Origin of the sequence: Streptomyces sp. NPDC004065, assembly GCF_044903565.1 — a bacterium.
GTDB lineage: Bacteria > Actinomycetota > Actinomycetes > Streptomycetales > Streptomycetaceae > Streptomyces.
This window is the reverse complement of record NZ_JBJDQT010000001.1, coordinates 560597-583550: the sequence shown is the minus strand read 5'-3', so window position 1 is coordinate 583550 and position 22954 is coordinate 560597. Positions and strand designations below refer to the sequence as shown.

General features: G+C 71.7%; 26 protein-coding genes. 12 read left to right on the top strand and 14 right to left on the bottom strand.

Annotated features, from left to right (window positions below; all coding sequences use genetic code 11):
- The first annotated feature begins 135 nt into the window (after positions 1-135).
- From ACI2LW_RS02570 to ACI2LW_RS02560, 3 genes are all read left to right on the top strand, one after another.
- Entirely contained in the window at positions 136-492 is a 357-nt protein-coding gene (locus tag ACI2LW_RS02570) for a YciI family protein (protein ID WP_404729269.1), read from the top strand.
- A gap of 212 nt (positions 493-704) precedes the next feature.
- Positions 705-1937 (top strand): RNA polymerase sigma factor, encoded by a 1233-nt coding sequence (locus tag ACI2LW_RS02565; protein ID WP_404729508.1) that lies wholly within the window; start codon positions 705-707, stop codon positions 1935-1937.
- A gap of 185 nt (positions 1938-2122) precedes the next feature.
- Positions 2123-2794, top strand: a complete 672-nt coding sequence (locus ACI2LW_RS02560; RefSeq protein ID WP_404729268.1) for a Uma2 family endonuclease — start codon at positions 2123-2125, stop codon at positions 2792-2794.
- A gap of 80 nt (positions 2795-2874) precedes the next feature.
- On the opposite strand, the gene ACI2LW_RS02555 is transcribed toward ACI2LW_RS02560, so the two are convergent.
- Positions 2875-4059 (bottom strand): methyltransferase domain-containing protein, encoded by a 1185-nt coding sequence (locus ACI2LW_RS02555; RefSeq protein WP_404729267.1) that lies wholly within the window; start codon positions 4057-4059, stop codon positions 2875-2877.
- A gap of 241 nt (positions 4060-4300) precedes the next feature.
- Here ACI2LW_RS02555 and ACI2LW_RS02550 point away from each other — a divergent pair, with 241 nt between their 5' ends.
- Together ACI2LW_RS02550 and ACI2LW_RS02545 are read left to right on the top strand one after the other, a co-directional pair.
- Positions 4301-5230, top strand: coding sequence for a polysaccharide deacetylase family protein (locus tag ACI2LW_RS02550; protein WP_404729266.1), 930 nt, complete (start codon positions 4301-4303; stop codon positions 5228-5230).
- A 128-nt stretch (positions 5231-5358) separates the two neighbouring features.
- Complete coding sequence (locus ACI2LW_RS02545; RefSeq protein ID WP_404729507.1) at positions 5359-6234, top strand: polysaccharide deacetylase family protein; 876 nt, start codon at positions 5359-5361, stop codon at positions 6232-6234.
- Here the strand turns inward: ACI2LW_RS02545 and ACI2LW_RS02540 are convergent.
- Positions 6225-6806 carry a hypothetical protein gene (locus ACI2LW_RS02540; protein WP_404729265.1) on the bottom strand — a complete coding sequence of 194 codons (582 nt, stop codon included), beginning with the start codon at positions 6804-6806 and terminating at the stop codon, positions 6225-6227. The genes ACI2LW_RS02545 and ACI2LW_RS02540 overlap by 10 nt on opposite strands.
- A 298-nt stretch (positions 6807-7104) precedes the next feature.
- Here ACI2LW_RS02540 and groES point away from each other — a divergent pair, with 298 nt between their 5' ends.
- Together groES and groL are read left to right on the top strand one after the other, a co-directional pair.
- Positions 7105-7413, top strand: a complete 309-nt coding sequence (gene groES / locus ACI2LW_RS02535; protein ID WP_009190181.1) for a co-chaperone GroES — start codon at positions 7105-7107, stop codon at positions 7411-7413.
- Positions 7414-7532: 119 nt separating this feature from the next.
- On the top strand, positions 7533-9158 hold the full coding sequence (groL, locus tag ACI2LW_RS02530) for a chaperonin GroEL (protein WP_404729264.1): 1626 nt from the start codon (positions 7533-7535) through the stop codon (positions 9156-9158).
- Positions 9159-9304: 146 nt separating this feature from the next.
- On the opposite strand, the gene ACI2LW_RS02525 is transcribed toward groL, so the two are convergent.
- From ACI2LW_RS02525 to ACI2LW_RS02500, 6 genes are all read right to left on the bottom strand, one after another.
- A complete protein-coding gene (locus tag ACI2LW_RS02525; protein ID WP_404729263.1) occupies positions 9305-9724 on the bottom strand; it encodes an ATP-binding protein in 420 nt (139 codons plus the stop codon).
- Positions 9725-9852: 128 nt separating this feature from the next.
- Positions 9853-10521, bottom strand: coding sequence for a contact-dependent growth inhibition system immunity protein (locus ACI2LW_RS02520; RefSeq protein WP_404729262.1), 669 nt, complete (start codon positions 10519-10521; stop codon positions 9853-9855).
- 23 nt (positions 10522-10544) lie between these two features.
- Positions 10545-11810, bottom strand: a complete 1266-nt coding sequence (locus tag ACI2LW_RS02515; RefSeq protein WP_404729261.1) for an RNase A-like domain-containing protein — start codon at positions 11808-11810, stop codon at positions 10545-10547.
- Positions 11807-12064: a hypothetical protein gene (locus tag ACI2LW_RS02510; protein ID WP_404729260.1), complete on the bottom strand. Its 258-nt coding sequence runs from the start codon at positions 12062-12064 to the stop codon at positions 11807-11809. The genes ACI2LW_RS02515 and ACI2LW_RS02510 overlap by 4 nt, the downstream gene beginning before the upstream one ends.
- 222 nt (positions 12065-12286) lie before the next feature.
- Positions 12287-13063, bottom strand: a complete 777-nt coding sequence (locus ACI2LW_RS02505; protein ID WP_404729259.1) for a hypothetical protein — start codon at positions 13061-13063, stop codon at positions 12287-12289.
- A 37-nt stretch (positions 13064-13100) separates the two neighbouring features.
- The gene (locus ACI2LW_RS02500) at positions 13101-14174 is read right to left on the bottom strand and encodes a hypothetical protein (protein ID WP_404729258.1); all 1074 of its coding nucleotides are present in this window, start codon (positions 14172-14174) and stop codon (positions 13101-13103) included.
- A 256-nt stretch (positions 14175-14430) separates the two neighbouring features.
- Between ACI2LW_RS02500 and ACI2LW_RS02495 the strand changes: the two genes are divergently transcribed.
- Together ACI2LW_RS02495 and ACI2LW_RS02490 are read left to right on the top strand one after the other, a co-directional pair.
- Positions 14431-15270: a helix-turn-helix domain-containing protein gene (locus tag ACI2LW_RS02495; RefSeq protein WP_404729257.1), complete on the top strand. Its 840-nt coding sequence runs from the start codon at positions 14431-14433 to the stop codon at positions 15268-15270.
- Positions 15267-15473 (top strand): DUF397 domain-containing protein, encoded by a 207-nt coding sequence (locus ACI2LW_RS02490; RefSeq protein ID WP_404729256.1) that lies wholly within the window; start codon positions 15267-15269, stop codon positions 15471-15473. Before ACI2LW_RS02495 ends, ACI2LW_RS02490 begins: the two co-directional genes overlap by 4 nt.
- 163 nt (positions 15474-15636) lie before the next feature.
- Here ACI2LW_RS02490 and ACI2LW_RS02485 read toward each other — a convergent pair whose 3' ends face one another.
- The 5 genes from ACI2LW_RS02485 to ACI2LW_RS02465 all read right to left on the bottom strand — a co-directional run bounded on the left by ACI2LW_RS02485 (position 15637) and on the right by ACI2LW_RS02465 (position 18969).
- On the bottom strand, positions 15637-16086 hold the full coding sequence (locus ACI2LW_RS02485) for a DUF3995 domain-containing protein (protein ID WP_404729506.1): 450 nt from the start codon (positions 16084-16086) through the stop codon (positions 15637-15639).
- A gap of 71 nt (positions 16087-16157) precedes the next feature.
- Positions 16158-16376 (bottom strand): DUF6191 domain-containing protein, encoded by a 219-nt coding sequence (locus ACI2LW_RS02480; RefSeq protein WP_404729255.1) that lies wholly within the window; start codon positions 16374-16376, stop codon positions 16158-16160.
- Positions 16377-16554: 178 nt separating this feature from the next.
- Positions 16555-17262: an ester cyclase gene (locus tag ACI2LW_RS02475; RefSeq protein WP_404729254.1), complete on the bottom strand. Its 708-nt coding sequence runs from the start codon at positions 17260-17262 to the stop codon at positions 16555-16557.
- Between the two features lie 149 nt (positions 17263-17411).
- Positions 17412-18185: an SDR family NAD(P)-dependent oxidoreductase gene (locus ACI2LW_RS02470; protein WP_404729253.1), complete on the bottom strand. Its 774-nt coding sequence runs from the start codon at positions 18183-18185 to the stop codon at positions 17412-17414.
- 67 nt (positions 18186-18252) lie between these two features.
- The gene (locus tag ACI2LW_RS02465) at positions 18253-18969 is read right to left on the bottom strand and encodes an MOSC domain-containing protein (RefSeq protein ID WP_404729252.1); all 717 of its coding nucleotides are present in this window, start codon (positions 18967-18969) and stop codon (positions 18253-18255) included.
- An 80-nt stretch (positions 18970-19049) separates the two neighbouring features.
- On the opposite strand from ACI2LW_RS02465, the gene ACI2LW_RS02460 reads away from it, so the two are divergent.
- A complete protein-coding gene (locus ACI2LW_RS02460; protein WP_404729251.1) occupies positions 19050-19946 on the top strand; it encodes a LysR family transcriptional regulator in 897 nt (298 codons plus the stop codon).
- Between the two features lie 248 nt (positions 19947-20194).
- Here ACI2LW_RS02460 and ACI2LW_RS02455 read toward each other — a convergent pair whose 3' ends face one another.
- Positions 20195-20524 (bottom strand): WhiB family transcriptional regulator, encoded by a 330-nt coding sequence (locus tag ACI2LW_RS02455; RefSeq protein ID WP_404729250.1) that lies wholly within the window; start codon positions 20522-20524, stop codon positions 20195-20197.
- Between the two features lie 381 nt (positions 20525-20905).
- Between ACI2LW_RS02455 and ACI2LW_RS02450 the strand changes: the two genes are divergently transcribed.
- A complete protein-coding gene (locus tag ACI2LW_RS02450; protein WP_003948568.1) occupies positions 20906-21517 on the top strand; it encodes a response regulator transcription factor in 612 nt (203 codons plus the stop codon).
- A gap of 830 nt (positions 21518-22347) precedes the next feature.
- Positions 22348-22935, top strand: coding sequence for a sigma-70 family RNA polymerase sigma factor (locus tag ACI2LW_RS02445; protein ID WP_404729249.1), 588 nt, complete (start codon positions 22348-22350; stop codon positions 22933-22935).
- The last annotated feature ends 19 nt before the right edge of the window (positions 22936-22954 follow it).

The following is a 22954-nucleotide window of genomic DNA, read 5'->3' as shown; positions in this document are numbered from 1 at the left end:
CCCGGAAAAGAATCTCGGAAAAATCCCGGGAATTTCCGGCGAGGTGTCGATCCGGGGCGTCGCCGTTCGACGCACTGGGTGAGAGGCGGGGAGAAGGAAATGGGAAGCCCCGCCGCCCGACCCGGAGGAGTCACCATGCCCCGTTATCTGTCGCTCGTGCGCGTCGACGAGACCACCGCGCCCGCCGAGGGCCCGAGCCCCGAGCTGATGCGGCGGATGGGTGAGCTGATCGAGGAGATCACCAAGGCGGGCGTCATGCTCGACACCGCCGGACTGACCCCGCAGGACCAGGGCAAGCGGGTGCACTGGGAGGGCGGCCGGCTGACCGTCACGGACGGGCCGTTCACCGAGTCCAAGGAGGTCGTCGGCGGCTACGCGCTGATGCAGTGCAAGGACATGGACGAGGCCCTGGAGTGGACGAAGCGGTTCGTGCGGGTCCACGAGGACCACTGGACCGTGACCTGCGAGGTGCGGGAGATCGCCGAGGGCTGAGTCCCGCTTGGCCGGCGGCGGCCGGGGGTGTTGCATGGGGGGTTGTGGAACGACAGCCCACCGGCCCGGCCGCGCCGAGCGAGCCCGCCGAGCCCCCCGCACCCGCCGTGCCCCCCGCATCGGGCGAGTCCGCCGTACCGGGCGAGTCCGCCGGGGCGGGGGAGCGTGCCGGGGCGGCCCGGGGTGGCGGGCCCCTCCGGGCCGCCGGGGCGCTGGAGACCGTGTTCCGGCTCGAGTCGCCCCGGGTGGTCGCCGCCGTCGCCCGCATCGTCCGGGACATCGGCATCGCCGAGGAACTGACCCAGGACGCGCTGGTCGCGGCGCTGGAGCAGTGGCCGGCACAGGGCGTGCCGGACAACCCCGGCGCCTGGCTCATGACCGCCGCGCGCCGCCGCGCCGTCGACCTCGTGCGCCGCCGCGAGAACTACGCCCGCAAGCTCGCCGAGATCGGCCGCGACCTGCGGACCGCCGCGGCCGCGGCCGAGTACGAGGAACTCCCCGCGCCGGACGACATCGACGACGACCTGCTCCGTCTGGTCTTCACCACCTGCCACCCCGCGCTGTCCGCCGAGGCCCGCACCGCTCTCACACTGCGGCTGCCGGGCGGCCTGACCACGGCCGAGATCGCGCGCGCCTTCCTCGTGCCCGAGCCGACGGTCGCCCAGCGGATCGTGCGCGCCAAGCGGACGCTGGCCACGCGCAACGTCGCCTTCGAGGTGCCGTACGGCCCCGACCGCGAGGCCCGCCTCGGCTCGGTCCTGGAGGTCATCTACCTGATCTTCAACGAGGGTTACGCCGCCACGGCCGGCGACGACTGGCTGCGTCCCGCCCTGTGCGAGGACGCGCTGCGGCTGGCCCGCCTGCTGTCCGGGCTGATGCCGAAGGAGTCCGAGGTGCACGGACTGACCGCGCTGCTGGAGTTCCAGGCGTCCCGGGCCGCCGCCCGCACCCGCCCGGACGGCACGCCGGTCCTGCTCAGGGACCAGAACCGCCGCCGCTGGAACCGCATGCTCATCGCCCGCGGCGTCACCGCCCTGGCCCGCGCGGAGGCCACCGCGGCGGGCGCCCTGGGGCCGTACGCCCTTCAGGCGGCGATCGCCGCCTGCCACGCGCACGCCCACACCTACGAGGAGACCGACTGGCCGGCCATCGCCACCCTCTACGGTCTGCTCGCGGCCCGCTCCCCGTCCCCGGTCGTCGAGCTGAACCGCGCCGTCGCGGTGTCGATGGCCGACGGCCCGGGACCCGCCCTGGACATCGTCGACGCCCTCACCGCCGAACCCGCCCTGCGCGACTACCACTTGCTGCCCAGCGTCCGCGCCGACCTGCTGGCCCGCCTCGGCCGCACGGCCCAGGCGCGCGCGGAGTTCCGGCGCGCCGCGTCCCTCACCCGCAACGAACGGGAACGCGAGCTGCTGCTGCGCCGGGCCGCGGAATGTGACTGAGCGGACCGGGGCGCCGGGGAGCCGGGGAACCGGGACCGGGGGACCGGGGGCCGGGAGCATGATCACTCGTTCGGATGATCCACACGGATCGGGCCCCGCGGGCGGGCGCGTATGCGTAGCGTCACGGCCGTCGCTTGTGCCGTAGTGGCGCTCCCGCCCACCCTTGAAGGAGGAGGTGCTTCTCGATGACCGCTCTCGCAGAAGAGGTGGCCCCGGTGGTGGCAGACAAGCCGGTTTCCGAACCGGGTTCCGATCTGGACGAGGTCCTGTGGCAGGCGTGGAAGGCCATGGATCTCCCCGAGGGCTACCGCGCCGAGATCATCGAGGGGGCCATCGAGGTCTCGCCCACAGGTCGCCGTCGTCATGGTGTACTTGTCAACCGCCTTCGGAGGGCGCTCGACGCTCATCTGGCCAGGAGCGGTTACGCCGCTCACCAGGACGTGAATCTCGTCCACAACCGCAAGTCCTGGATCCCCGACCTCTTCGTCGCCCCCCTGGACCTGGACGAGATCCCCGACGAGGAGGGCCTCGGGGTCGACGCCGCCGGGGTGAAGCTGGTCGTCGAGGTCACCTCGCCCGGCTACCGGAACCTTCAGCGGGACCGCGCGCGCAAGCACCGTGAGTACGCGCGGGCCGGAATCCCGGTGTACGTGATCGTCGACGGCTTCGACGGCTTCGACGGCTTCGACGGCTTCGACGACTTCGACGACGAGGGCGCCGTCGTCGTCCTGACCTCCCCCGACCCGAAGAAGGCCAGGTACACCGACGAGCACCGTGTCCCCTACGGCAGTGACGCGATCATTCCGGAGGGGCCGGCCAAGGGGTTCGCCGTGGGCAGGGCGATCGTCGCGTCCTGAGCGGCGGGGCCGGCCGGTCGGTCGGTCCGCCGGGTCGGCCGGTCCGCCGGTCGGTGGGGCCGCTCGGTTCGGTGGGTGGGTCAGTCCGCCGGGTGGCCGAGCAGCATCGTCGGGGCTCCGGCGACGCGAGTGAGGAAGACCGTCACCGCGTTCGGGCCGTGCGGTTTCGGCAGGACCTTGCGGCGCAGTTCCTCCGGCTCGACCGCCGAGCCGCGCTTCTTCACGGTCAGGACGCCGACCGCCCGCTCCCGCAGCAGCGCCTTCAGCCTCTTGACGTTGAAGGGGAGCCGGTCGGTGATCTCGTAGGCGGTCGCGTACGGGGTGCGGCGCAGTTCGTCGGAGGTGACGTAGGCGATCGTCGCGTCGAGCAGTCCGCCGCCGTCGAGTCCGGCGGCGACCTCGGCGACCAGATGGGCGCGGATGACGGCGCCGTCGGGTTCGTAGAGATAGCGTCCCGGAGCGCGGACCTCCGGGTCGGGCAGGCCGCGGCCGCGCAGGCTGTGGGGGCCGGGGAGCAGGGTGGCGCGCACCAGGCCCGGCTCGGTGCCGAACCACAGCACCGCCTCCTTCACGTCCCCGCCGTCGGAGATCCACTCGGCCTCGGCCTCCGCCGGGACCGCCTCGTGCGGGATGCCGGGCGCGACCTTCAGGGCGGCGTGCGGGGCGGCGAGGGCCGCCCCGACGGCCCAGGACAGCGGGGGTGAGTACGCCTCCGGGTCGAAGATCCGGCCCCGCCCGCCGCGCCGCGCCGGGTCCACGAACACGGCGTCGTGGGCGGCGGTGTCGACGTCCGTGACGTCCGCCTCCCGCACCTCGATCAGGTCGCCGAGCCCCAGGGCCTCGGCGTTGGCCCGGGCGGCGGCGGCCGTCAGCGGGTCCCGGTCCACGGCGAGGACCCGGATGCCCGCGCGGGCCAGCGCGATGGCGTCGCCGCCGATCCCGCAGCACAGGTCGGCGACGGAGGCCACGCCCAGTTCCCTCAGCCGCGCCGCCCGGTACGCCGCCACGCTCGCCCGGGTGGACTGCTCCACCCCGTTCGGCGTGAAGAACATCCGCTCCGCGTCCCGTTCGCCGAACTTCGCCGCCGCCCGCTGCCGCAGCCGCGCCTGCCCGAGGGCCGCCGACACCAGTTCGGCGGGGTGCGTGCGGCGCAGCCGGGTGGCGACCGCCAGCTCGTCGGCGGGGTCGGTGCCGCGCACCTCGTCCAGGAGGGCGCGGCCCTCGGGGGTGAGCAGCGAGGCGAAGGCATGGAGCGGTTCGGTCACCGGCTCATTGTCGGGCAGCGGGCGGCGCGGGGGCTCACGGGGCCATCGGGGCCATGGGGGCGGGCGGGGCGGGCGGCGCCGGCGCACCCGGTCGGGCCCGTCGGCCAGGTCGGACCGCCGGGCGGGTCGGGCTGCTTGGGCCGTTGGGCAGCTGGGGCTGTTGGGCCGGTCGGTGGATGGTGTGCCGCCGGCCGCGGTGTCGTCCCGGGATCGGCGCGGCGGCCTGGGAGGATCCGGCGCCATGAGACTAGTAGTACAAAATGACAAAAAGACTGGATATCGGAAAAACGGCGCCCGCGTGACCCTGGCCGTCCTCGCCGTCGCCGCCCTGGCCTCCGCCTGTTCCTCGCAGCCGGACACCCCGGTCCGTCCCGCCCAGGGCCAGCAGCGCCTCCAGGCGCCCGAGGCCCGCGCCCTCGACTCCTACGCCACCCGTCTGCACGCCTCCTACGCCGCCCGCTCCGCCGCGGCCAGGCGCTGGGGCCTGGCCCACGTACCGCTGACGCCCCCGCGCCCGCCCAAGGCCAGACCCCGCATCACCGCCCGCGCGGGCTTCGAGGTGGACCACCAGGAGGACTGGAACCTGCCCCCCGTCTTCACCACCGTCCCCACCAGGGACAAGGTCGTCTTCCTCACCATCGACGACGGCGCGGAGAAGGACCCCGCGTTCCTGCGCATGATGAGCGACCTGAAGATCCCGTACACCGCCTTCCTCAGCAACTACCTGGTGGAGGACGACTACGGCTACTTCCGCAGGATGCAGTCCTCGGGCATCACCCTCAACAACCACACCCTGCACCACCCCTACCTGCCGGGCCTGTCCTACGACGAGCAGCGGCACGAGATCTGCGACATGCAGGACGTGATGGAGCGGCAGTTCGGCAGGCGCCCGAGGCTCTTCCGGCCGCCCTACGGCAACTACAACCAGGACACCCTGCGCGCCGCCAAGTCCTGCGGCATCGCCTACGCGCCGATCTGGAACGAGGAGGTCTTCGTCGACCACTGGGAGTACCGCGAGGACGACCAGCGGATGCGCCGCGGCGACATCGTCCTCACCCACTTCCGGGGCCCCCACGAGTGGAACGGCACGATGGTCGACGACATGCGGCGGTTCCTGGACACGGTCACGGCGAAGGGATTCGCGGTCGCCCGGCTGGAGGACTACCTGTGAGGCGAGGTGTGCGGCTCCGGCCCGGACCCCTGCTCCGGCCCGGACCCCTGCTCCGGCCCGGACCCCTGCTCCGGCCCGGACCCCTGCTCCGGCCCGGACCCCGGCACCCACTCCGCCCGGGGTCCCGGCTGCGGCGCACGGCCGCGGGGCTGCTCGCGGCCGCGCTGCTGACCGGGTGCGCGCAGTCCGTGGACCCCATCGAGCGGCTGGGCCGGAAGGCGGCCCAGGGGGTGCGTTCGCAGCGCCCGGCCGCCGAACAGCCGTACCGCCGCTGGGGTCTGGCCGCCCCGCTGCCCCCACCGCCGCGCCCGCCGGCCCGTCCCCCCGGCCGCCCCCAGGCGCGCCCGCTCGCTCTCCCCGCCGGCGCCGCGTCCTCCGCCGGTACCGCGTCCTCCGCCGGTACCGCGTCCCCCGCCGCGCCCCCGGTCGTGGACCACGTGGACACCACCGACAAGGTCGTCTTCCTCACCTACGACGACGGCGCCGAGCAGGACCCGCGGTTCGTCGACATGGTCCGTGAACTGCGGCTGCCGGTCAGCATGTTCCTCACGGACGGCGTGGCCGGGCCGGGATACGGGCACTTCGCGCGGCTGCTGTCGGTCGGCGCCGACCTGCAGAACCACACCCTCGACCACCCCGCGCTGCGCGGCCTGCCCTACGCCGGCCAGCGCGCCGAGATCTGCGGGCAGCGGGACAAGCTCCACTCACGCTTCGGCGTCCGCCCCCGCCTCTTCCGCCCGCCCTACGCCGCGTACGACGGGACCACCCTGCGTGCCGCGGCCGACTGCGGGGTCGCGGCGGTCGTCCTGTGGCGCGCCTCGACCACGGAGGGCGGACTGCACTTCACCCGCGGCCCCCGCCGCCTGCGCCCCGGCGACATCCTGCTGGTCGCCTCGGACGACGACGACCTCGACGGCCCCACCCTGCACGAGCGCACGGTACGGCTGCTGCACCGTATCCAGGAGCGCGGCCTGACCGTGGGCCGGCTGGCGGACTACCTCTGAGGCGGCCACGAGGCCACCTCCGCGGCGCCCCGCGAGACGCTCCCGGAGGCGTACGGCGAGGCGCCCCGCGAAACGCTCCCGGAGGCGTACCGCGCGGCATACCGCGAGACACTCCCCGAAACGTCCCCCAAAGCGCCCCCCGAAACGTCCCCCAAAACGTCCCCCGAAACGTCCCCCAAAACGTCCCCCGAGGCGTCCACCAGCCGGTCGGCCGGAGGGGTGGACGGGGAGCGGGAGCGGTCGCGCGCGTCGTGCCAGACCCCCAGCGCGGCGCAGGCGACGACGACCGCCAGGGCCAACTGCAGCGCGCCGGTGAGCCGGTTGCCGCCCCGCACCAGCAGTACCCCGGCCACCGCGGCCGCCACCGCGAAGCCGACACAGCACAGCGCGGGCACCCGGTCGACGGCCGGCGCCCCGTCCGCCGTACCGCCGGGCAGGTCCAGCCGGCCGAGCCCGCGCAGGGCCAGCACGATGAGCACCAGCAGCGCGGCCGTCGCATCCGCCACCAGCACGAGCAGGAGGACACAGCCACCGGTGAGGGCGCCGTCCGCGGCGGTGGAGCGTGAGTGCATGAACGTACGGTCGTACTAAACGCGTGGGTACGGAAGGGGTGCGGCGCGCCGAAACTCCCGACGGCCCCCGCACCCCGGACTCCCGGCGGCTTATGGCGGTCCGAGGCCGACGCGCCGGGGGGCAATTGGCACTCCGCTTGACCGAGTGCTAACCGCGGTCATAGTCTCGGCTCTGGCACTCCCCTTGGGAGAGTGCCAACAAAGCGACGGGCAGGTCCGGCACCCGCGACGACGGATCGACCTGGTCGCCACCTCAGACAGTTAACCCCGTGAGATCTCCGAAGGGGGAGGTCGGATCGTGACGACCGCCAGCTCCAAGGTTGCCATCAAGCCGCTCGAGGACCGCATCGTGGTCCAGCCGCTGGACGCCGAGCAGACCACGGCCTCGGGCCTGGTCATCCCGGACACCGCCAAGGAGAAGCCCCAGGAGGGCGTCGTCCTGGCCGTGGGCCCGGGCCGCTTCGAGGACGGCAACCGCCTTCCGCTCGACGTCAAGGTCGGCGACGTCGTGCTCTACAGCAAGTACGGCGGCACCGAGGTGAAGTACAACAACGAGGAGTACCTCGTGCTCTCGGCTCGCGACGTGCTCGCGATCATCGAGAAGTAATCACCTCAGCGTTTCCGCTGTGAGCTGCGCCCCTGGCCCCCGCGACCGATAAGAAGCCGGGCGCCCGGGGCGCAGTGCCGTTTTCACCCAGATCTTTTTCCGAGAGGGCTCCCGCTGCCATGGCGAAGATCCTGAAGTTCGACGAGGACGCCCGTCGCGCCCTCGAGCGCGGCGTCAACAAGCTTGCCGACACGGTGAAGGTGACGATCGGCCCCAAGGGCCGCAACGTCGTCATCGACAAGAAGTTCGGCGCCCCGACCATCACCAACGACGGCGTCACCATCGCCCGCGAGGTCGAGATCGAGGACCCGTACGAGAACCTCGGCGCGCAGCTGGTGAAGGAGGTGGCGACCAAGACCAACGACATCGCGGGTGACGGCACCACCACCGCGACCGTGCTGGCCCAGGCGCTGGTGCGCGAGGGCCTGCGGAACGTCGCCGCCGGCGCCTCCCCGGCCGCCCTGAAGAAGGGCATCGACGCCGCGGTCAAGGCCGTCTCCGACGACCTGCACGCCTCGGCCCGCCCGATCGACGAGAAGTCCGACATCGCCGCCGTGGCCGCGCTGTCCGCGCAGGACCAGCAGGTCGGCGAGCTCATCGCCGAGGCGATGGACAAGGTCGGCAAGGACGGCGTCATCACCGTCGAGGAGTCCAACACCTTCGGCCTGGAGCTGGACTTCACCGAGGGCATGGCCTTCGACAAGGGCTACCTGTCGCCGTACTTCGTCACGGACCAGGAGCGCATGGAGGCCGTCCTCGATGACCCGTACATCCTGATCCACCAGGGCAAGATCTCCGCGATCGCGGACCTGCTCCCGCTGCTCGAGAAGATCATCCAGGCGAACTCCTCGAAGCCGCTGCTGATCATCGCCGAGGACGTCGAGGGCGAGGCCCTGTCGACCCTGGTCGTGAACAAGATCCGCGGCACCTTCAACGCCACCGCCGTGAAGGCCCCCGGCTTCGGCGACCGCCGCAAGGCGATGCTGCAGGACATGGCGACCCTCACCGGCGCCACCGTCGTCTCCGAGGAGGTCGGCCTCAAGCTCGACCAGGTCGGCCTGGACGTCCTCGGCTCCGCCCGCCGTGTCACCGTCACCAAGGACGACACCACGATCGTCGACGGCGCCGGCAAGAAGGAGGACGTGGCGGCCCGCGTCGCCCAGATCAAGGCCGAGATCGAGTCCACCGACTCCGACTGGGACCGCGAGAAGCTCCAGGAGCGCCTCGCGAAGCTGGCCGGCGGCGTGTGCGTGATCAAGGTCGGCGCCGCCACGGAGGTGGAGCTGAAGGAGAAGAAGCACCGCCTGGAGGACGCCATCTCCGCGACCCGCGCCGCGGTCGAGGAGGGCATCGTCTCCGGTGGTGGCTCCGCGCTGGTCCACGCCGTCAAGGTCCTCGAGGACAACCTCGGCAAGACCGGCGACGAGGCCACCGGTGTCGCGGTCGTCCGCCGCGCCGCCGTCGAGCCGCTGCGCTGGATCGCCGAGAACGCCGGCCTTGAGGGCTACGTCATCGTCTCCAAGGTCGCCGAGCTCGAGAAGGGCAGCGGCTACAACGCCGCCACCGGCGAGTACGCCGACCTGATCAAGGCCGGCGTCATCGACCCGGTCAAGGTGACCCGTTCCGCGCTGGAGAACGCCGCCTCCATCGCCTCCCTCCTGCTGACGACCGAGACCCTGGTCGTCGAGAAGAAGGAAGAGGAAGAGCCGGCCGCCGCGGGCCACGGCCACGGCCACGCCCACTGAGCGTGCGCTGAGCTGAGCCACGGTGCCCAGTCCCCTGCGGGGGCTGGGCATCCGGCGTTGTACGGCGGGTCTGTCTCTGCCTGACGGGTTCGTCGCCGGGTGCGGCTCCGTCGTGCCGTACGCATGCCGTGGCGGGGGTCACGCCGTCACGGGCCCGCCCGCGTCCCGCACCCGGTGGGTACGACGGCCCAGACGGTCTTGCCAGGAGCGCCGGCGCGGGACGTCACGCCCCACTCCTTGGCGAGGGCCGCGACCAGGACGAGCCCCCTTCCGCCGTTCCCGTCGGCTGCGGCGTCCTGTGTCACGGGCAGCCGCTCACCGCGCATGTCGCTCACCTCCACCCGCACCTGCCCGTCGTCCTCGCTCAGTCGCAGCTCGGCATCCCGCCCGGGGACCCGTCCGTGGGTGACGGCGTTCGCCGCCAGCTCCGCGACGACCAGCTCGACGGCGTCGTGCGCCGGTGTGCCGTAGGGCCAGCCCCAGACGTCCAACTGGTGGGAGGCGAGACGCCTCGCGAGCCGGGCGCCGCGGGGGGTGGCGGTGAAGCGGAGGGTGAAGGTGGTCATGGGACCTGAGCGTTCCGCTCCCGAGGCTGCCCTGACCAGGGGGGACGGCCCTACGGTCGGCGGCTGTGGGGGCGGGGGGCCGCCTTGTGGGGCCTGTCGGGGAACTGGGGTGCCTCACCCGCCCGCCGTCACGACTCGGCGCGGTGCCGGTGCATGATGATGTTCCGGATGTCGATGAGCCACTGGCGCAGCGAGACGCCCGCAGGCGCGGGCTCGCTGAGGCCTAGTGCGGCTGCCGCCTCGCGGAGCTCGTCCTCTGACGGGTTCAGAGCCAGGAATTCCGTGATGTCGGACGCGGCTCGCCTCACGTCCTCGACCGGTTCGCCGGAAAGGTAGTCATCCAGGGCCTCGGCATGAGACTGGTACTCGACTTCCAGGCTGTCCTGGTAGAAGTACGCTCCGAGCAGGTGGGCCAGTGCCGGAAACCGCTCTCGCCATTCCCACGCGATCGCAGGGCGCACCGAGGGGCGGGGAGCCGCCGGAGAGGCGAGGAAGCGCTCCAGATGGTGCAGGACGACGCGAAGGCAGTCCTCCACGCCGACGCCCTGGGGTGGCGCAATGTGCGGGAGCAGATCGACATCGTCCGCGATCTCTTCGCTGAAGAGTCCAAGTGCCAGAAGGTCCTTGATCTCCCGCGCTGCTTCGGCCGCACGTTCCGGTGCGTAGGCAGCTGCCCGGAGATATGCGCTCAGGGCTGTACCGGCCGCCTCCAACGTGTCGTCGAAGGCGTGACCGGGCTGTTCGTACGCCCGAAGGAGGTGACGTAGTTCGTGAAAGCGGTCATCCACCGGTGTCATCGTCGCTGTCGGCCTGTCTGGTTCTAGGGGACGGGATAGGAGGTGAGGACGCGGTAGCCCATCTCGGCCGATGGGTCGCGCTTGAGGATGACTCTGGCACCCTTCACCCACTCCGGTGGGGCTCCCTGCACGAAGTTCGCACGAGACAGGCTCAGGCCGGTGTGATCGTCGAAGTGGGCTTCCAGCTCGAGCTTGCGGCTCTTGTTCTTGGCGAGCCACGCCTCGATCTCCTTCTGCCGTCTGAGCACCACGCCGTCGGTGGCCCTCTGCGCGGACGCCTCGTCCACGTACCGCGATACTGTGTCCCTCTCCGGCTCCGCTCGCAGCCGCGCACGCAGATCCCGGGTGGTCACCTCCACGTGCTTGGCCAGGGTGTGGGATCCGTTCTTCCCCTCGTCGCCGGCGACGTCAACCCGGTACTTCGGCTTGACCGCACCCTTGCGTTTGCTGCGCGGCCAGGCGTTCGGCTCGCCGTCGCCCTTCATGAGCAGGCCGAGGTCGTCCGCCGACGCCGTCACACCGCCCGGCAGGGCCAACTCGGGGGAGAGGCCGGGCAGCCGGACGCCGCCCAGGAGTTCGGTCCAGCCGCCTGCCCTGCTCGCGGCCCTGACGGCAGCGCCTCCGCCGCCGAAGGCGCCGCCCAGGAGCGCGCCGTAAACCCCCGCCTCGCGGGCCTCGTCGAGGCTGAGGCCCTTCTGCTCGCCCAGGGCGATGGACATGGGCTGGGCGACGGCGAGGTCGACGGTGACGGATTCGATGCCCGCGAGGGCAGCGGTGGCCAGGGTGGTGCCCGCGATGGAGGCGACCTCGGCGGAGACGGTGATGCCCAGGCCCGCGGCGAGTTCGGTGACGGTCCCCGCGGCGGCGAGGGCCGCACCCTCCGACAGGCCCGCGGTGAAGACGGCCAGGAGGGTGCCGCCGACGAGGGTGGCGCCGACGATTTCCAGTTCGTGCTCGATCTTCTTCTTCGCGCCGTGCACGGCGTCCGCGTACGCGTCCAGCGCCTTGGCCATGTCGCGGGCGCCGTCCGACAGGTCCTTCAGCCAGCCGTGCTTGTCGTAGTAGTAGCGGCGCCAGAACGGGTCGTCGAAGGCGGCGATGGCCTCGCCCTTGTTGTGCTCGATCAAGGAGCGGGCGGCCTTGTTGGCGGCAGAGGTGACGTCGTCGACGTCGTCGGCGAAGTCCCGCCACGCCTTCGCGGCGTCCCGCAGCCCGTCGACGTCGGCCGCGGGCCACCACATGCCCGTCAGGTCCTGGACGACCTTGCGGGCCTTGTCGGCGACGCTCACTTGTCGTGGCCCGTGGTGTCGTGGGGGACGTCGATTCTGCTGAACATGGCGCGGATCAGCTGCTCGTTGTCGATGTGGCCGTCGGCCATGTCGACCATCGCCGTGTGAATGCTGGCCAGTCCGTCGGTGAGGATCTTGGCGGACTTCTCGATGCGCTTGACCAGTGGGCCGTAGGTCTCGTGGAACTTGGTGCCCTGTTCGTCGTCCCCCCAGGGCGCGCCGGCCGCGGACAGACCGGTCTTCAGCTTGGTCAAAGCGTGTGCGAGCGCGACGCTCTCATGGCCGAAATGCGGTGCTGTTCTCTTGATGTCAGCGATCTTGATGTCGAGTATCTCGCCGTTGTCGCCCATGACTTGGTCTCCGCCCCCTCCATCGGCTGCCCGGACCGTTCGACTCTAACCCGGCTGCGTCGGGCACAAGTTCGATCACTGCAAAGGCGGAGCAAAGGCTGTTGGAGGGGTGTGGGTGCGGCTCGGTCACGCGGACAGCCGGCGCACCCTGTTGTAGTCCGTCACCTCGTACACATCGATCCGCAGCAGGTCGCGGACGTGGCCCGGGACGCGCTCGACGGCCTTCACGGACGAGGACGGCACGACGAGCGCGTACCGTATCCGGGCGTCCTGGCTCGTCATACGGCGCAGCAGCTGCCCGTAGGCGATGTCGGCGTCGATGCCCTTCTCGCTGGTGCGGCCCTTGGTCTCGCAGATCAGCCGCTCCTCGCCGCGCACCGCTTCGAGGTCGGTCCAGCGGTCCGTGGGCTCGACCGGCGTCCAGCCCCGGCCGAGCAGCCAGGCGCGGAAGGTGTCGGTGACCCGGTCCTCGTCGCTGTCCCGGGCCAGGATCTTCCGCAGGACGGCCAGGTCGGCCTCCTCGTTGCGGCGCAGCCGCCCGCGTCCGTCCGCGTCCAGGTCGGCGGGCCGGACCACGACCAGCCGCAGCCCGTGAGCGGGGATCTCGGTCTCACGGCGCGCGTCGTACAGGGCCCGCTGCTCGCCCCGGTGGACACCGCTGACGGTGAGCCGGTCCGGCTTGTCGAAGTGCGGCACCGGCTGGTCGTGCTGAAGCTCCCGGTACTCGACCACGAGCTGGTGACCGGGCCAGTACGCGTCGACCGGCAGCCTGACCCGGCGGCCCCCGGCCCCAGGATCCCCGAGCAGCCAGTCGAACCTGTGCTGCGGCAGGGCCGTTTCGCCGAGGATCTGATTGCACAGGCCGATGACATACGTCTCGTCGCTGTCGTCTCTCGCTCCCATGGCGCGCATCCTGTCAGGGACCACTGACAGCGGGGAGTCATGCAGGCACCGGAGGCCGTGGCGTGGGTGATGTGCGCCGACTGTCCTCGACCGGTGCTGAGTTGAGGCAGTGGCGGCACAGCGTCTCGTCGCCGACCGGCCGGAAGAGGGTCGCCTGGACGTGGTCGCCCTCGCATTCGCGGAGGGGGGCGAGCCGGGCGGAGAGGCCGGGGTGTTCCGGCAGGGCGTACGGAGGCGCGTTTCGCGGTGGCGGCGAGGTGGGCGCGGGCGGCACCGGCGGTACCTCGCCGAGCAGGTAGCGCAGGAGGCCGCCGGGGCGTCGGACGCGGGTGTCGCCGTCGGGGAGGTTGCGCAGGATGTGGGCGCGGATCGCGGCGGGCGGATGCCCGGCGGTGAGCCAGCGGGCGGTGAGGGCCGTCAGCTCGGCGTGCATCGCGCGGGGGATGGTGCGCAGGGCCGGGTCGAGGTCGGGGTAGGAGGCGGCGAGGGCGCGGGCCTCTTCGAGGCGGGAGTTCGGGGGATCGAGCCTTCCGTCCTCCCTGCCGTCCGCGCGGCCCTCGCGGTCTACCTGGGCTTGCGCGGCTTCCGGGGCTGGCGAGGCGTGCGCGGCTTCGGGGGCTTCGGCGGGTGCGGGGGCATCGGATGCGTCCTCGGGGGGTTTGGGGGGTTGGTTGTGGGTGTTCCCGTGGGTGTCGCCGTAGGGAAGACCGTCGGTGAGCCGACCGGTCCGCTCACCGACCACCGGATGCAGCCTACTCGGTGCGACCTGCGGTGACAGGGGCATCTGAGCGAGGAGCTTGGCGGCTTCGGCGGGGCTCAACGGCACGTTGGAGACGAGCTGTTGGGTGACCCAGTGACCGCCCGGGCCCTGGACGCGCCTCTCGTGCACGAAACCCTCGTCCTTGAGCTGGCGCTTGGCGCGGGTGAAGGCGGTGGCGCCGATGTTGGCTCGTTCGGCGGTTCGGGAGAGGGATTCGCGTGCGCCTTGAGGGAGGGAGAGTTGCCAGGTCAGGAGGCGGACCGCGTCCGAGGAGAGGCGCGGGTGCCGGATGATGTCGTGCGAGAACTGGGTGTAGGCGCGCGGGGGCGCGATACAGTGCCGGTAAATCACGGTGGAATCAGTGCCTTCCACTGGTGGTTCAGGCCCTCGCGAACGGTTGCAGCCGTTGCGGGGGCCGAGTTTTTTTGTGTGCTGTCGGGGTGACCGTACCGTACGGAGAGTGCACGAAAGGATGCGTTGAGTGAAGAAAGCTTTCGCTGGTCAGTGTTCACTCACACGAGTCAACCTGCCCGAGTTTGCGATCGGTTGACGTACGCCGCTCCTACTCTGCGATCACGGACAGTGAGCAGTGGGTGAGGAGGGCCGTATGGAGTCGGGGGCGGACTCGGGTGCGGGCGTGGAGGGAGAGGCCGGCGGGGAGTTCCTGCGGTGCTTCGGGCGGCAGGTGAAGCTGCTGCGGGAAGCTGCGGGGCTGACCCAGGCGCAGTTGGGGGAGCGGGTCGGGTACGGCGAGGCGCAGATCGCGGCGGTGGAGCAAGGGCGGCGGATTCCCAAGCCGGAGCTGATCGACGCGGCGGATCGGGTGCTGGGGGCGCGGGGGGTGTTGGTGGCGATGAAGGAGGAGGTGGCCAAGGCTCGGTATCCGTCGTTCTTTCGGCGGTACGTGCAGCTGGAGGCGGAGGCCATCGAGCTGCACGCCTATATGAACCACGTGGTCAAGGGCCTCTTGCAGACGGAGGAGTGCGCGCGTGCGGTGTTCCGCATGTGGCGGCCTCTGCTGGACGAGGAGGCCATCGAGCAGGGCGTGTCGGCGCGCATGGAACGGCAGAAGCTGTTCGGTCGGCGTCCCGCACCGCTGCTGAGCTTCGTCATTGATGAGCATGTGCTTCGGCGGCCCCTGGGCGGCCGTGATGTCTGGCGGGGCCAACTGGAACAGCTTCTGATCTACGGGCATCAGCGCAACGTCGAGTTGCAGGTCATGCCGATGGAGCGGGATGAACATGCCGGTCTTGCAGGGCCGTTGACATTGATCCACTCGAAGGACCAGCGCAGGATGGCTTACATGGAAGTGCAGGACGTGAGTGCCCTGTACGCGGAGCCGAAGAAGGTCAGCCCGCTCGAAGCGACGTACGGTGTTCTCCGTGCTCAGGCGTTGACTCCCCGTGAGTCGCTGGCCTTCATCGAGAAGCTGTTGGGAGAGCTATGAAGACAGGCAGTCCCGCGCCTGCCGCTGCGACACTGCGGTGGTTCAAGAGCAGCTACAGCGCGGGCAATGGTGGCGATTGTGTCGAGGTCGCGGACGCCGGTACGGCCGTGCTGGTCCGTGACTCCAAGCGGCCGGGGGAGGCGTTTCTTTCCGTCGGCACTGACCAGTGGACCGCGTTCGTGCGGATGGCCGCGCGCGGCTGAGGCGAGCAAGGTGGGGCGGTCGGCACCCGACTGCCCCACCTTCTGCGTCCCTCAGAGGTCCAACCGGCCCTTCAGCGTGTCGTTCACGGGCTCGATCAGCTGCTGCACCGGCTTCAGCGATAGTCACTCGTCATCCCTGGCGCCATTCACGCGCTTTCGCCACTCAAACCGTGGAACCGTCCGCTCTTCCGAACCCCCGGGCGGACAGGCCGAAGGCGAGGCCGCCGAGCAGGAACCAGGGGTTCCACAGCGCCAGCGTCCACAGTCGCTGTTCCGGGCCGACGGACGCCTCCTGGCCCGCCGTTCCCGTCAGCAGCAGCACTTCGACCGCGATGCCGCGCACCAGCAGTACGGCGCAGACGGACCAGCCCAGAGCCTTGAGCGCCCGTCCGGGCATGCCATGGGGCCGCGGCCGGGTGAGAAGCCGTCCCAGCGCCGCGCCGGCGAGGCACAGCATCCCCACGCCCCATAAGCCCCCCGCCACGAACCACGCCGGGCGGGTCTCGGCCAGGGGTCCCGCCGAGACACTCAGACCCCAGGTGCCTCCCAGTGCCCAGTAGAAATGAAGGGTGGCGAAAGCGACCGACCAAGCGCACGCGATTCGCCCCCACACGCCCGCCGATTCCGCGAGGGGGACGCCGCCTTGGCCTCGCAGCGGCCGGGAGGGGTTCACTCCGGGGATCCTCACCGTTGCCGCGCACCTCCGCGCGGCCGGGGAGCGGCTTGGCGGCCGGGCGGGAGGACGATGCGAGCCGTGCCGCCGGCCAGGTCGATACGGGTGTGTGGCGGGGCGCCGTCGTCCTGGTCGTCGCGGCGGTTCGCCTCACGTCGCTGCCGCTCGATCTCGATCGACTTGTTGCCGTTGAAGACCAGGTCCAGCTCGTTGAAGGCGGAACCTGTCAAGGGGCGCTGCTCAGCACCACGGCCACGGTGAAGGCCGCCGTGCCGCCTGAAGCGCCGCATCATCAACTCGGCCGCACCGCCGACGAACAGGAGAAAGACCAGTGACGGAAGCGCGGCGCCCCACATAGCCGGCATGCGGAAGAAACGCGGCACCCGCGCCGGAAGTTCCCGTGATCGTCTAGTGCTCCAACTCGTCCAGCGCCCCCAGCTGTTGCAGCAGCCCGAGCTGGTCGTGCTGCCACCAGGTTTCGGTGATCTTGCCGTTCGGGGCGAAGTGGAGGATCGTCGTGCCGGTCATCGTGACGCGCTTGCCGGTCGGGGCGATGCCGAGGAAGTCGCCCTTGTGGGTGGCGTCCCAGGTCCAGCGGACGCACACCTTCTCGCCCTGCGCGATCAGGTCCTCGACCGTGAAGGCGAAGTCGAAGGCGTTGCGCCACATCCGGTACTCGGCGCGGACCGCGTCCAGGCCGATGGTGTCCTGCGGGTTGATCGGGTCGTGGCTGTGCACGTCCTCGTCCAGCAGGTCGTTGAGCGGCGGCAGCTCGCCCTCGGCCGCCAGGGTGTCCAGCAGCCGCCGCGCGGCCGTCGCGCAGAGCGACTCGTCCCGTACGACGTCGAGGTCCGTGAACGACGGCGTCTCCTCGCACAGGGCGATCATGTTCCGGAAGGTCTCGTCGGTCTCCGGGAGCTTCGAGTTGCGCACCGCCTCCTCGTAGGAGGGGAACTCCACCAGTTCGACGACGTGCGCCGCGTCCGAGCGGTCCTTGCCGACCATCGCGTGCGTCGCCGTCCGCCTGCCCCCGGTCCTCTCCACCCAGGTGTCGATCAGCCGGTTCATCTCGTCCAGCCGGTTAGTCCTGCACTCGATGAGCTGTACGAAGGTCATGGCGCCGCCTCCGGCCCCCCTGGTGCGGTTCCGTCCCCGTCATTTTCCCACCGGGGCGCCGGCGCCACCTCCGCGCCCGCCGAGGTCGCCCGAGGGCCGGGCCCGGTCCGGGACCACCGCGGTCCGGGACCACCGGGCGGCCCGGGGCCTCACTGGGGGCCGTACTTGCGGCCCGTACGGGACGTGACGCCGCCGAGCAGGCCGCGCGGGGTCAGCTTCACCAGGCCCATCAGCGCCTTGTAGCGCGGGTCGGGGATCGACACGGTCCTGCCGCGGGCCAGGTCCGCCAGGGCCGCCGCGGCCAGTTTGTCGGCGTCCAGCCACATCCAGCCGGGGATGTTGTCCGTGCCCATTCCGGCCCGCTGGTGGAACTCCGTGCGGACGAAGCCGGGGCACAGCGCCATCAGCCGTACGCCGCTGCCCGCCAGGTCCCGTGCGGCGCCCTGGGTGAACTGCACGACCCACGCCTTGGACGCCCCGTAGGTGCCGCGCGGCACGAAGGCGGCCACCGACGCGACGTTCACGATCCCGCCCCGGCCGCGCTCGCGCATCGCCTCGGCCGCCGCCGACGTCAGCCGCAGCACGGCCTCGACGTGCACCTTGAGCATCGTCAGCTCGTCGGCCATCGGCACCTCGAGATAGCGCCCCTTGTTGCCGAAGCCCGCGTTGTTGATCAGCAGGTCGACGGGGTTGCGGCGGTCGCCCAGCCGCGCGGCCACCGCCTCGATGCCCTCGTCCGTGGCCAGGTCGGCGGTCAGCACCTCGGCCTCGATGCCGTGCCGGTCGTGCAGCTCGGTCGCCTGGTCCCGCAGCCGCTTGGTGTCCCGGGCCACCAGGACCAGGTCGTGTCCGTCCGCCGCCAGCCGCCGCGCGAACGCGGCGCCGATGCCCGCGGTCGATCCCGTAATCAGAGCCGTTGTCATGGCGAAAGATTAGTGGCCGGGACCGACACACTCCGGTCTCCGCACACGCCCTCCCGATCGGTGACGATCAGGTGAGCGGAGGACGGAGGTGCGAGCCGGCCGGGCCCGTGGCGTGGGTCTCCGTGTACTTCCGCGCCGCCGCCAGCGACTCCGGGTGTAGTGCCGGGCCCGCCGCGAGCAGCCGCGGCAGCAGCGACCGGTCGGTGGTCACGGCCCGGAACTGCAGGGCCACCGTCACGTCGTGGTCCGGGCGGTGCACGATCTCGACCGGGTCGCCCGCGCGGATCTCGCCCGGCTCGAGCACCCGCAGATACGCCCCCGGCGCACCCTTTCGCGTGAACCGCTTCACCCAGCCACGCTCCCCCAGATGGCCCTGGAAGGTGCGGCAGGGGATCCGCCCGCTGGTGACCTCCAGCAGCACCGGCGAACCGGTGCCGGAACCGATGCGCCAGCGCTCGCCGATCCGCGCGCCCGATATGTCGAGGCCCTCGGTGGTGAGGTTCTCGCCGAACGCGCCGTTGCGCAGGGTGCGGCCCAGCTCGCGCTCCCAGTCGTCGAGGTCCTCGCGGGCCACCGCGTACACCGCCTGGTCGTTCCCTCCGTGGTGCCGCCTCTCGCACACCGCGTCCCCGGCCAGCCCGCTGCCGCCGGTCCCCTTCGGCCCGGGCGCCGCCACCCGCACCGGCCCGTCGGCGGGCCGCTTGTCGATGCCGGTGACGCCCTGCGGCTGGTCGGTGTAGGGAACGGCCAGCGGGCGGCCCAGATTGACCGAGAGAAGCTTCATGCGAGCACGGTAGGCGAGCCGGCGTCAAAGCGTCGACGGATTATTGAGCTGGCGACCCAAGGTTCCCTTATGCTCGAAGGGTGATCGAGGCCCGACATCTGCGCGTGCTGCGCGCCGTCGCCACCACCGGCTCCTTCTCGGCGGCCGGGCGCGAACTCGGCTGCACCCAGCCCGCCGTCAGCCAGCAGATGAAGGCTCTGGAGGCCTCCGTCGGCACCCCGCTGCTCGTCCGCGCCGGCCGGGAGATGCGCCTGACGCAGGCCGGTGAGGCGCTCGTCCGGCACGCGGGCGGCATCCTCGCGGGGCTGACCGCCGCCGAGGAGGAGGTGGCCGCGATCGCGGGCCTGCGGGCGGGGCGGGTGCGGCTCGTCTCCTTCCCCAGCGGCAGCTCCGCCCTCGTGCCGACCGCGCTCGCCGCGCTGCGCGCCGCGCACCCCGGCACCCGGGTGTCCCTGGAGGAGGCCGAGCCGCCGAGGTCCGTGGAGATGCTCCGCGCGGGCGACTGCGAAGTGGCGCTCGCCTTCCGCTACGCGGGGGCGGCGGGCCCGGACGAGTGGGCGGACCTGGCGGTACGGCCGCTGCTGACCGACCCGCTGGTGGGACTGGTGCCGGAGCGGCACCGGCTGGCCCGCGCGCGGTCCGTCGCCATCGGCGAACTCGCCGGCGAGCCGTGGATCGCGGGCTGCCCGCGCTGCCGGGGCGAGCTGGTGCGGGTCTGCGAGGGCGCCGGCTTCGCGCCCCGGATCGACTTCGCCACCGACGACTATCCCGCGGTGGTCGGGCTGGTGGGGGCGGGACTGGGGGTCGCCGTCCTGCCCCGGCTGGCGATCGAGTCCGTACGGCCCAGGGGCGCCCGGGTGGTCGACCTGGAACCGGCGGTGCGGCGGGAGATCGTCGCGCTCACCCTGCCCGACCTGGCCCAGGTGCCGGCGGTGGCGGCGACCCTGGCCGAGCTGGAGCGCGCCGCGGTCCGTTGAGCCCGGGGCGCCACGCCGTGCCGCGGTCGGCCGGCCCTGCCGCGCCGCGCCGTGCCGCTCGGTCCGCTGACCCCGCCCCGCCCCGGCCCCGCCCCGCCCCGCCGCGCTTGCCGTGCCGGAAGGGCACGTGGGCAGCGGAAGAACAACGTGGGCAACGGAAGGGCACGCCTTGGCGTGCCCCTGTGATGGTCGGATGGGCTCAATCCATGCAGTGGATCAGAGGATGCAGTGCATGAAGAAACGTTCCTTCAGGTGTTCGAGGCGGTGTCCCCGCTGGTCGACGATGCCGGCACCAGCCGGTTCCGTGCCCGCCCCATGAGCTCTTCGCGCTCGTCCTCGGTCAGGCCGCCCCACACTCCGTACGGCTCGCGCACCGCCAAGGCGTGTGCCGCGCACTCCGCACGGACCGGGCACCTCATGCAGACCTCTTTGGCCGAGTTCTCTCGAGCACTCCGAGCCGCCCCGCGCTCGCCCTCGGGATGGAAGAAGAGCGAGCTGTCCACGCCGCGGCAGGCAGCCAGCAGCTGCCAGTCCCACAGATCCGCGTTCGGTCCGGGAAGGCGGGAGAAATCTGCCATTACGTGACCCCTTGTAGCCGTTCGTGGCGGATACGGTGCCAACGACCGTACATCTCCGATCTAAGGAGATGAAAATATGACTCATTGCGAATCTAGCCCTAGACACCTGGAAACGGGAAGAAAAGGGGCTAAATGGGGCATACCTTGTGATGAAAAGTTGAGGGTATGACGTTTGTGTCTGCGCTGTATCCGCTCCCTCACGTAGAGTGCCGAAGATGGCACACAGCCCCGTAACTCTTTCGAGTGACCGTCGTTGAGAGTGCGGAGGCGGTTGAAAACACAAGTGCTCGGGCAGGCGTCCGAGACGGTCGACCGCACAGGTGACGATTTCGTACCAGCCTGGAGGCTCAAGGTGACGCGCATCAGCTGCGGAGGGCGGCCATGACATCCGTCCTCGTCTGCGACGACTCCCCGCTTGCCCGAGAGGCGCTGCGCCGCGCGGTCGCGACCGTGCCCGGCGTCGAGCGCGTGACGACGGCGGCCAACGGCGAGGAAGTCCTCCGCCGCTGGGGTGCCGACCGCTCCGACCTCATCCTCATGGACGTGCGCATGCCCGGTCTGGGCGGTGTGGAGACCGTCCGGCGGCTGCTCTCCGCCGACCCCGGTGCCCGCATCATCATGCTCACCGTCGCCGAGGACCTCGACGGTGTCGCCCTCGCCGTGGCCGCCGGCGCGCGCGGCTACCTGCACAAGGACGCCTCCCGCGCGGAGCTGCGCGCCACGGTGACGCAGGCGCTGGCCGACCCCACCTGGCGGCTCGCCCCGCGCCGGCTGCGCTCCGCCGAGATGGGCGCCGCGCCCACGCTCACGGCGCGTGAGATCCAGGTCCTGGAAGGCATGAGCCACGGCCGGTCCAACGCGGAGATCGGCCGGGAGCTGTTCCTCTCCGAGGACACCGTCAAGACGCACGCCCGCCGGCTGTTCAAGAAGCTCGGCGCGTCCGACCGCGCGCACGCGGTGGCGCTCGGCTTCCGTTGGGGCCTGGTCCGCTAGTCCCCGCCTGAGGTCGTGCGTTCCTCGCGGTGAGCCGGTGTCGGGTGTCGGGTGATCCGGCGATACGGCGATACGGCGTCCGGTGTTCCGGCGACGGCTCAGTGGCGGCACGGTGGCACCCCCACGCGCGGACCCGGCGTGGGGGAGCGTCCCCTCGTACACGCGTCTGCACGGCTCGCGGCCCCGTACGGCACGTACCGTCCGTACGCGTGCGGGCGCGTGACGGCTGGGCCCACATGCGTACGACTCGCCGGGCGGCCCGGTACGGCAGCCGTACAGCTTGCGTACGGCGTTGGTGCGGCGGGCGTACGGCGCCCGTGCAGCGGCCGGCCGTACGGCGTCCGTGCCAGCGCCCGTACGGCGTCCGTGCCAGCGCCCGTACGGCGTCCGTGCCAGCGCCCGTACGGCGTCCGTGCCAGCGCCCGTACTGCGTCCGTGCAGCGCCCGTTCAGCAGCGTGCCGCGGTGTGCGACAGCGGTGCCGACACGGCGCTCCGCCCCGGCGGCGGGCGACTCCCGCGCCAGGGTCCTGTGTCCGTGGCCGGCGCGCAGGCGGACAGGCGCACAGGCCGGAACGGACGGCGGCCGCCGGGCCCGGCACAGTCCAATACCGCAGGACAGGCGCCTGTGCAAAGCGGCCCGCCGGACGGCCTGTGCTCGTTTCGGCGCGGATGCCGCATCCTTGGAGGTGTGGAGTTCCTCGGGGACGAGTCGGTCGAGCGGAAGGGGAGGGCGCAAGGGATGAGTTCCGGCGCACCTGCTCATAACGCTTCGGTGCACAACCGCGGAGGCGGTGCCACGGATCGTACGGCGCCAAGGCACCATGGACCGATGCGCGACGACGATGCGGCACTTGCCCAGGGGGCGATCGGCGCGCTCGTGCATCGCGCGGTCGACGGCGACGAGCAGGCCACCCACGATCTGCTCGCGCGCGTGCACCCGCTGGCGCTCCGCTACTGCCGCACCCGGCTGTCCCGGCTCCCGGGCGACGCCCGTCACTTCGTCGAGGACCTCGCGCAGGAGGTCTGCGTCGCCGTCCTGCTCGCCCTGCCGCGCTACCGGGACACCGGCCGCCCCTTCGAGGCGTTCGTCTTCGCCATCGCCGCCCACAAGGTCGCCGACCTGCAGCGCGCGGCCATGCGCCACCCGGGCTCCACGGCCGTGCCCTCGGACGAGATGCCCGAGCGCCCCGACGACTCCCTCGGTCCCGAGGAGCGGGCCCTGCTCAGCAGCGACGCCGAGTGGGCCAAGAAGCTGCTGGCCAGCCTCCCGGAGAATCAGCGCGAACTGCTGCTGCTGCGCATCGCCGTGGGGTTGACTGCGGAGGAAACGGGACAGATGTTGGGAATGTCACCGGGTGCGGTCCGGGTGGCCCAGCACCGCGCGCTCAGCAGGCTGCGGGCGCTGGCCGAGCAGTAGCCGCAGCCGGAAAGGCCGC